We start from the raw sequence: 8261 nt of genomic DNA, 5'->3' as shown, positions 1-8261 counted from the left end.
GGCGGTGTCGGGCCGGTCCACGGCCGCGGCCCACAGGGCCAGCCGCCGCAGGGTGCGCGGCCGGGCCGGGGCCCGGAGGGCCAGCCGCAGGGCGCGCTCCCGGCGGCCGGTGTCCCACAGCCGCACCGCCCGGGGCAGCACGGCCCCCGGCAGGAGGGCCAGAACCAGCCGGTGGGCGGACACCTTCACCCGTTCGGGCGTCATCCGGAGTGCGAGCAGCCCGGCCCGGGCGGGATCGTTGCCCACATGGCGCCGGGCCACGGACGCGGCGAGGATCAGAGCGCGGGGGGTGCGTCGCACCGGCTCACGCTAACCCGGCGGCTGCCGGGTCTCCCGGGCGGCGCGTCCGCCCGGGGGACGCCGGGAGACGACGACGCCCGCCCGGCAGCCCGCCGGGCGGAACACCTACCTGTCACCCACCTGTCACCGCCGCCCGCACCGCCGGGCGGGCGGCGAACCGGAGGCACCGTGCTCCAGACCGCAGACCCCTCTCCCCCGGGCCCCGGCCCGCTGGTCCATGTGGTGGGCGCCCGGCCCAACTTCGTCAAGGCGGCCCCGGTGGTCGCCGCGCTGCGCGCGGCCGGGCTGCCGCAGCACGTCGTCCACACCGGGCAGCACTACGACGAACGGATGTCCCACATCTTCTTCCGGGAACTCGGCCTGCCCGAGCCGGACGTGGATCTCGGCGTCGGCTCCGGCAGCCACGCCCGGCAGACCGCTGCCCTCCTCACCGCGCTGGAGGACGAACTGCCGGAGCGCTCCCCCGCGCTGGTGATCGTCTACGGCGACGTCAATTCCACCCTGGCCGCCGCGCTGACCGCGGCCCGGCTGGGCATCCCGGTCGCCCATGTGGAGGCCGGGCTGCGCAGTTTCGACATGTCGATGCCGGAGGAGATCAACCGGCGGCTCACCGACCAGCTGTCCGGGCTCCTCTTCGCCACCAGCGCGGACGCGGTCGCCCATCTGGCCGCCGAGGGCGTGCCGGCCGACCGTATCCATCTGGTGGGCAACCCCATGATCGACACCCTGACGGCCCATCTGCCGCGCTTCGATCCCCAGGCGGTGCGGGCGGCGTACGGGCTGCCGGAGCGCTATGCCGCCGTCACCCTGCACCGCCCGGCCAATGTGGACTCCGCCGAGGCCGCGGGCGCGGCGGTGCGGGCGCTGCGCGAGGCCGCGGCCGTGGTGGACCTGGTCATCCCGCTGCATCCGCGCGGGCGGGCGGCGCTGCAGGCGGCCGGGCTGGACCGGGTGCCGGGCGTCCGGCTGCTGGAGCCGCTGGGCTATGTCGAGTTCATGGGCCTGCTGCGCGGTGCCGCCGCGGTGGTCACGGACTCCGGCGGGGTGCAGGAGGAGACCACCGTGCTCGGCGTGCCGTGCCTGACGCTGCGGCCCAACACCGAGCGGCCGGTCACCCTCACCCACGGGACCAACCGGCTGGTGACCCCCGCCGGCCTGGCCCCGGCGCTGCGCAAGGCGCTCAAGGGCGGCCGGGCGGCGCCGGAACGGCCGCCGCTGTGGGACGGCCGGGCCGGGGCGCGCATCGCCGGGGTGATCGCCCGGTGGCTGGAGGACCGCGGCCATGGCTGACGCACCGGCACCTGCGGCGGCGGAGCACATCCGCGCGGACCTGCCCGTGCCGCTGCCGCCGGAACCGGCGGAGGCGGAGGCCGAGGCGCTGGACGCGCTGCGGCTCGGCGCCGTGCTGCGGCTCACCGGCGGACGGACCGGGCCCGGGGCCCCGCTGTTCGTCCTGGAGGTGGTGCGCGAGCCGGACGGCGGACGTCCGCTGGCCGGCCGGCTGGCCCGCTGCGGCCTGCGGGTCGACCTGCTGCACGAGACCGCACCGGAGGAGGACGCGCCGGAGAAGGACGCGCCGGGGGAGTGCCCCCCGGAAGGAGGCGCCCCCGCCGGCACGGGCCTGCCCGGCGCTCCGGACCCGGGGGCGGCGGGCACCGCGCGGGTGCGCCGCCTCACCGCCCCGCCGGCGGCCTGGCAGACCCCCTGGCTCTACGACCTCGTGCTGTGCGGGCACACCCCCGGCGCCGGCACCCCCGGCACCGGGCACACCGCGGACGGCGCGGACAGCGGGCGGCGGGCCGCGGAACCGGTCACCCGCCTGGCCCGGCTGGTCCGGCTCACCGGCAGCCTGCTGCTGCCCGGCACCGGCCCGGACGATCCCGCCGCGGACGCCTGCCGCGCCCTGCTGGAGCCGCTCGGCATGCGGTACCGCGAGTTCGCGCCCTACGGTTTCCCGGGGACCCGTACCGGCTTCCATGTGCTGACAAGGAGCGGCTGATGCGCCTGCTCGATCTGCTCCACCCCTGCCTGGACGGCGTCACCTCGCTGGTCGACGCCACCGGCGGCGATCCCGCTCTCGGCCCGTACCTGCATCTGCCCGAGAGCATCGCGCTGCGTCCCGACGACGGCACCGCGGAACTGGGCGAGGGCACGCTGGTGCTGCTCCCCCACCCGCCGCCCGACGGCCCGCCGGAGGCCCTGCGCACGCTGCTGGACCGGATGCGGCCCGGCGCCCGCGGCCTGGCCGTCTTCCGGCAGCCGGCCGCCGAACTGCCCTACCAGGACCTGCTGGAGGCCCTGGTGCGGGCCCGCTGCCAGGTGCTGGCCGCCGCCGCCCTGGACTACACCGGACCGGGCGCGGCGGCGGTGTTCGCCCGCACCGACCGCCCGCTGCCGTTGCGCGACCCCGCCGGCGCGCCGGTCCCGCCGGACGCGCCGGCGCTGGAGACGGTGCTGCGGCTGGCCGGCGAACACGCCCTGGCCGGGCTGGTGTCCCGGGCGCAGCGCGCCCGGCTGCTCGACCTGGAGGCCGCCCGGGAGACCGCCACCGCCTCCGGCCGGCCGGAGGCCCCGGGCCTGGCCGGGACCGAAGCGGTGCGCGACCAGCTCGCCGGCGTACGGCGCGAACGCGACCGGCTGGCCGCCGCGCTGCGCCGGGCCCGGGAACGGGTCGAGCTGCTGGAGACCCGGGTGGCCGCCCTGCGGCACTCCACCTCGCTGCGGGTCGGGCAGAGCATGGTCTCGGCCGCCCGCGACCCGGTGCGCGGCGTGCCGAGACTGCCCCGGGAGCTGTACGGGCTGTGGCGGGGCCGCCGGAGTCCCTCCGCCGGCCGGCCGCCGCACCCGCCGCCCGCCGCCGCGGAGCCGCCGGACACCGGCACCGGCACCGGCGGTGAACGGCTCCACCTGGCCCATCGGGCGATCGCCGTCGGCCCCCGGGACCGGCTGGTGATCGCCGGGGTGCTGACCCCGGACACCGCCGCGGACCTGGCCGGGGACGCCGTGGTCAACCGGCTGCTGCCGCACGACGCCCGGCTGGTCGCGGAGATGTCCGCGCCCGATCTGCTGGTGGTGCAGGCCGCCGCCTGCACGGCCGGTGCCGCCGGGTCCGGGCCCTGGGCCGGCTGCGGCACCGGCGCCGCGCCCGGCCTGGACCGCCGGCTGCAGGAGACGCTCACCGCCGCCCGTGCGCAGGGCTGCCGCACCGTGCTGTGGCGGGACGTCCCCCTTTCCGCGGCCCCGGGGCTGTCGCGCTTCGACTGGGACGGTGTGCTCGACGCGCCGGCCGCGGTGTCGCCCGGCCGGCTGGACCCGGCCGCGGTGGGGCGGGAGGAGCTGCGGGAGATCTTCGCCTCCCACGCCGTGCGGGTCCGGCTGGCCGAGCTGGTCCGGGCCGGGGGCGTCACCGGGGCCGCCGACCCGCTGGCCGCCCGCGGGATCGCGGTGCTGGCCGCGCCGGGCGGCGCGGCCGAGGTCACGGTGCTGGTCAAGCAGGTACTGGCGCAGTCGCACCGCCCCGTGGAGGTGGTGGTGCCGGGTCCGGGCAAGGAACTGGCCGAACTGGCCGCCGCCGGGATCACGGTGCGCGCCGCCGGGGACGGCCCCACCGCGCCCTGGGCGGCCGGCTGGCACGACCTGACCGTGGACCGGGACGCCGGCCATCTGCTGGACCTGATGTGCGCCCAGGAGTGCTCCGGCGCCGACGCCGTGGGCTTCGCCGGCCCCGCCGGCCCCGCCGGCCCCGCCGGTCGTCCCGGCCCCGAGGACCGGTGGCCGGACGCCCCCTGCTTCGTTCCCGCGCTGGAACCCGCCCTGGCCCGGACCGCCCTGCTGCTCTCCGGCGGCGACCCCGGGTCCTGGTTCCGCCGCGGCTACCGCCTGTACGCCATCCCCCGAGGGGAACCGCGATGACCACCTCCCACCGAGCGGCCCACACCGCCCCCAACGCCCTGGTCTACGGGGACGTGGACCTCAATCTGCTGGACGGCTCCGCCGTCTGGGCCCAGGCCATGATGCAGGCGCTGTCGCTTGCCGGGTGCCGCAGCCGGCTGCTGCTCAAGGCCCCGGTGCGCACCGGGCGGCTGACCGACCCGATCGCCGCGCTGCCCGGCGTGACGGTCCTCCAGGGCCCGCCCCCGAACCAGGGCCCGCTGTCGCACCGCCGGGCCTCCGGCCGGCTGGCCCGGCTGGACGAGGAGGACCCCTGCGACCTGCTGGTGCTGCGCGGCCGGCGGCTGGTCGAACGGGTGGTGGCGGACGGCCGGTTCGACGGCCGCATCTGGGCCTATCTCACCGACATCCCGCAGTCGGCGGCCGGGATGACCCCGGCGGACGCCGAGGCGCTGGGCCGGATCGCCCGGGCCGCCCGTCATCTGCTGTGCCAGACCGAGGAGATGCGCTGCTTCCTGGAGACCTGGGTGCCGGACGCCTGCGGCAAGTGCGTGCTGTACCCGCCGAGCGTGCCGGAACCGGAGCCCGGCACCGCCACCGGCCCGCGGGACGCGGCCGGGGAGCCGGTACGGCTGGTCTACACCGGCAAGTTCGCGCCGCAGTGGAACACCCTGGAGATGACCCGGCTGCCCGGCGAGCTCGCCGCCCGGGGCGTGCGGGCCGAACTGCACGCCGTGGGCGACAAGATCCACCGGGTGCCGGACGACCCGGGCTACCACGACCGGATGGCGTGGGCGCTGCGCACCGCCCCGGGTGTGGTGCACCACGGCGGCATGGGCCGCCTGGACGCCATGCGCACCGCCGCCGGCTGCCACATCGGCCTCGGCTGGCGCCACCCGGAACTGGACGCCAGCCTGGAGCTGTCCACCAAGGTCCTGGAGTTCGGCATGCTGGGGCTGCCGGTGCTGCTCAACCGCACCCCCGCGCACGAGGCGCTGCTCGGCGCCGACTATCCGCTGTTCGTGCCCGGCCGGGGCCTGACGGCGGACGCGGCCGGGGCCGTGGCCGGGGCCGTCCGCTCCCCGGAGCTGTACCGCACGGCCGCGCGGCGGTGCCGGGAGGCCGCTTCCGGTTTCACGCTGGAGCGGGCGGCGCGGCGTCTGCGGGCCCTGCTGGACCGGGCCTTCCCGCCGGAGCCGGCCGCGCTGAGCGGCCGGGACCGGCCGCTGCGCATCGGGGTGGCCGGGCACGATCTGAAGTTCCTGGACCGGCTGCTGGACCGGATCCGGGCCCTGCCCGGGGTCCAGGTGCGGGTGGACGCCTGGCCGGCGCTGTCCCGGCACGATCCGCGGGCGAGCCTCGAACTGGCCCGGTGGGCCGATGTGGTGCTGGTGGAGTGGTGCGGGCCCGCGGCCGTCTGGTACAGCAGGCACAAGCGGCCGGGCAGCCGGCTGCTGGTCCGGCTGCACCGGTTCGAGCTGTACGCCGACTGGCCGCGGCAGGTGGACATCGACGCGGTGGACCAGGTCATCTGCGTCAGCCCGCACTACACCGCGCTGGCCCGGGAACGTACCGGCTGGCCGGCGGAGAAGCTGGTCACGGTGCCGAACTGGGTGGACGCCGAACAGCTGGACCGGCCCAAGACCGCCGACGCCCGGTTCCGGCTCGGCATGATCGGCATTGCCCCGGCGCGCAAGCGGCTCGACCTCGGGATCGAGGTGCTGGCCGCGCTGCGGGCCCGCGATCCGCGCTGGCAGCTGTCGGTGAAGTCCCGGATGCCGTGGGACTACTGGTGGGTCTGGAACAAGCCGGAGGAGCGGGAGAGCTATGCCCCGGTGCTGCGCCGGATCCAGCGCGACCCGTTGCTGGACGGGGCGGTGGTGTTCGACGAGTTCGGACCGGACGTGGGGAGCTGGCTGCGGCGGATCGGCTTCGTGCTCTCGGTCAGCGACGACGAGAGCTTCCACCTGGCCCCGGCCGAGGGCATGGCCTCGGGCGCGGTTCCGGCGCTGCTGCCGTGGCCGGGCGCGGACGCCATCTACGACCGCCGCTGGATCCACCAGTCGCCGGACGCCATGGCCGGGGCCATCGCCGCGCTGGCGGCGGACGGCTGGGAGGAGGCCGGCGGCCTGGCCCGCCGCCAGGTGCGGGAATCCTTCTCCCTGGACACGGTCAGTGCCGCCTGGACGGAACTGCTGACCGCCGGCGCCACCGACCGCGCCGCCGCACCCGTGGCCTGAGCCGCGCCGGCCGGGGCGGCGGGGCGGCCGGGCACGGCAGCCGGTTTGAACAGGACCGGGGTGCGGCCAGTAGGGTGACGGACCGTGGCATCACGACCCTTGCACGAGATCGTCGAGGAAGGCTGGGCCAAGGCGCTGGAGCCGGTGTCCGCACGGATCGCGGCGATGGGCGACTTCCTGCGCCAGGAGGTTGCCGCCGGGCGCACCTATCTGCCGTCCGGGGCCAACATCCTGCGCGCCTTCCAGCAGCCCTTCGACGCCGTCCGGGTGCTCATCATGGGCCAGGATCCCTATCCCACCCCGGGGCACGCCGTCGGCCTGAGCTTCTCGGTCGCTCCGGAGGTCCGCCCGCTGCCGGGCAGCCTGGAGAACATCTACCGCGAGCTGCACACCGACCTGGGCCTGCCCAGGCCCTCCAACGGCGACCTCACGCCCTGGACCGAGCAGGGCGTGCTGCTGCTCAACAGGGCGCTGACCACGGCTCCGCGCCGTCCCGGCGCGCACCGGGGCAAGGGCTGGGAGGAGGTCACCGAGCAGGCCATCCGGGCGCTGGCCTCCCGGGGCAAGCCGCTGGTGGCGATCCTGTGGGGCCGGGACGCGCGCACTCTGCGCCCGCTGCTGGGCTCGGTGCCCACGGTCGAGTCGGCGCATCCCTCGCCGATGTCCGCGGACCGCGGCTTCTTCGGCTCCCGCCCGTTCAGCCGGGCCAACGCGCTGCTCGCCGAACAGGGCGCGGGCCCGGTCGACTGGCGCCTGCCCTGACCGCCCGCCCCTGACCGCCGCGTCTCCGGCCGGGCCCGCGGCGTGCCGGGCGTGGCCGGGTCCGGCGCCGGGTAGCGTCGTCGGTACGTCGGTACGTCGGTACGTCGGGGCATCGGTGGGCAGGGAGGCTGGTGCGGTGACCGGGTCCGGGCCGTGGTGGGTGCTGGGAGTCGATTCCGGCGGGTCCGGGCTGCGCATCGCCCTGGCCCGGACGGACGCGGACGGCCGTCCGGAGCGCGTCGGCGGGACGGTCACCGCGCCGCCCGTGCGCACCGGACCGGACGGCATCGACGCCGGTCATCTGCTCCGGCTGCTGCTGCCCGCGGCCGACCGGCTGCGGGCTTCGGTCACGGCGTCCGACGCCCCCGTCGCCGCGGTCTGCGTGGGTGCCGCCGGGATGGCCACGCTCGGCGGCCGGCTGCGTGCCGAACTGCCTGCCGCGCTGGCCGGGCACCTGGGCACGCACCGGCTGGCCCTGGCCGCCGATGCCGTCACCGCCTACGCCGGGGCGCTCGGCGAACGGCCCGGCGCCGTGGTGGCGGCGGGCACCGGGCTGATCGCCCTGGGCACCGATCTGCGCCGCTGGCGGCGCGCCGACGGCTGGGGCCATCTGCTGGGCGACTGCGGGGGCGGCGCCTGGATCGGCCGGGCCGGGCTGGAGGCGGCGCTGCGCGCCCATGACGGCAGGGCGGGCGGCTCGGCCGGGCTGCTGGCCCGGGCCCGGGAGCGTTTCGGCCCGGCCGACGAACTGCCCGCCGGTCTCTACCCGCGCACCGATCGCCCGGCGGTGCTGGCGTCCTTCGCCCCGGAGGTGGCCCGGAGCGCGGCGGGCGGTGATCCGGTGGCGGCCGGGATTCTGCGGCAGGCCGCGGGCCATGCCGCGGAGAGCGCCGCGGCCGTCTGCCCGGCGGAGGGTGCCCGGGTGGCGCTGACCGGCGGTCTGCTGCGGCTGGGCGAGCCGCTGCTCGCCCCGCTGCGCGCGGCGCTCGGGGCGGCGCTCCCGGGCGCCGCCCTGGCGGAGGCGGCCGGTGATCCGCTGGACGGCGCGCTGCTGGTGGCCGCCGGGCT

7 protein-coding genes are annotated in these 8261 nt (G+C 77.7%); 6 read left to right on the top strand and 1 reads right to left on the bottom strand.

All coding sequences use genetic code 11. From position 1 onward, the window contains the following. The coding region (locus tag GQS09_RS24930; RefSeq protein ID WP_207958249.1) for a hypothetical protein at positions 1–300 on the bottom strand (300 nt) is incomplete at its 3' end. 168 nt (positions 301–468) lie between these two features. Here GQS09_RS24930 and wecB point away from each other — a divergent pair. The 6 genes from wecB to GQS09_RS24900 form a co-directional block, all read left to right on the top strand. Then, the gene (wecB, locus tag GQS09_RS24925; RefSeq protein WP_313896325.1) at positions 469–1590 is read left to right on the top strand and encodes a non-hydrolyzing UDP-N-acetylglucosamine 2-epimerase; all 1122 of its coding nucleotides are present in this window, start codon (positions 469–471) and stop codon (positions 1588–1590) included. Next, positions 1583–2299, top strand: coding sequence for a hypothetical protein (locus GQS09_RS24920; RefSeq protein ID WP_165989820.1), 717 nt, complete (start codon positions 1583–1585; stop codon positions 2297–2299). The genes wecB and GQS09_RS24920 overlap by 8 nt, the downstream gene beginning before the upstream one ends. Beyond that, complete coding sequence (locus tag GQS09_RS24915; protein ID WP_165989819.1) at positions 2299–4212, top strand: hypothetical protein; 1914 nt, start codon at positions 2299–2301, stop codon at positions 4210–4212. The genes GQS09_RS24920 and GQS09_RS24915 overlap by 1 nt, the downstream gene beginning before the upstream one ends. Next, positions 4209–6431: a glycosyltransferase family 1 protein gene (locus GQS09_RS24910; protein ID WP_165989818.1), complete on the top strand. Its 2223-nt coding sequence runs from the start codon at positions 4209–4211 to the stop codon at positions 6429–6431. Before GQS09_RS24915 ends, GQS09_RS24910 begins: the two co-directional genes overlap by 4 nt. Before the next feature lie 84 nt (positions 6432–6515). After that, positions 6516–7193, top strand: a complete 678-nt coding sequence (locus GQS09_RS24905; RefSeq protein WP_165989817.1) for a uracil-DNA glycosylase — start codon at positions 6516–6518, stop codon at positions 7191–7193. Between the two features lie 115 nt (positions 7194–7308). Continuing rightward, on the top strand, positions 7309–8261 hold a 953-nt coding region (locus GQS09_RS24900; protein ID WP_165989816.1), incomplete at its 3' end, for a BadF/BadG/BcrA/BcrD ATPase family protein.

Source organism: Streptomyces sp. YIM 98790, assembly GCF_011421595.1.
GTDB lineage: Bacteria > Actinomycetota > Actinomycetes > Streptomycetales > Streptomycetaceae > Streptomyces.
This window is presented reverse-complemented; position numbering and strand designations above follow the sequence as displayed.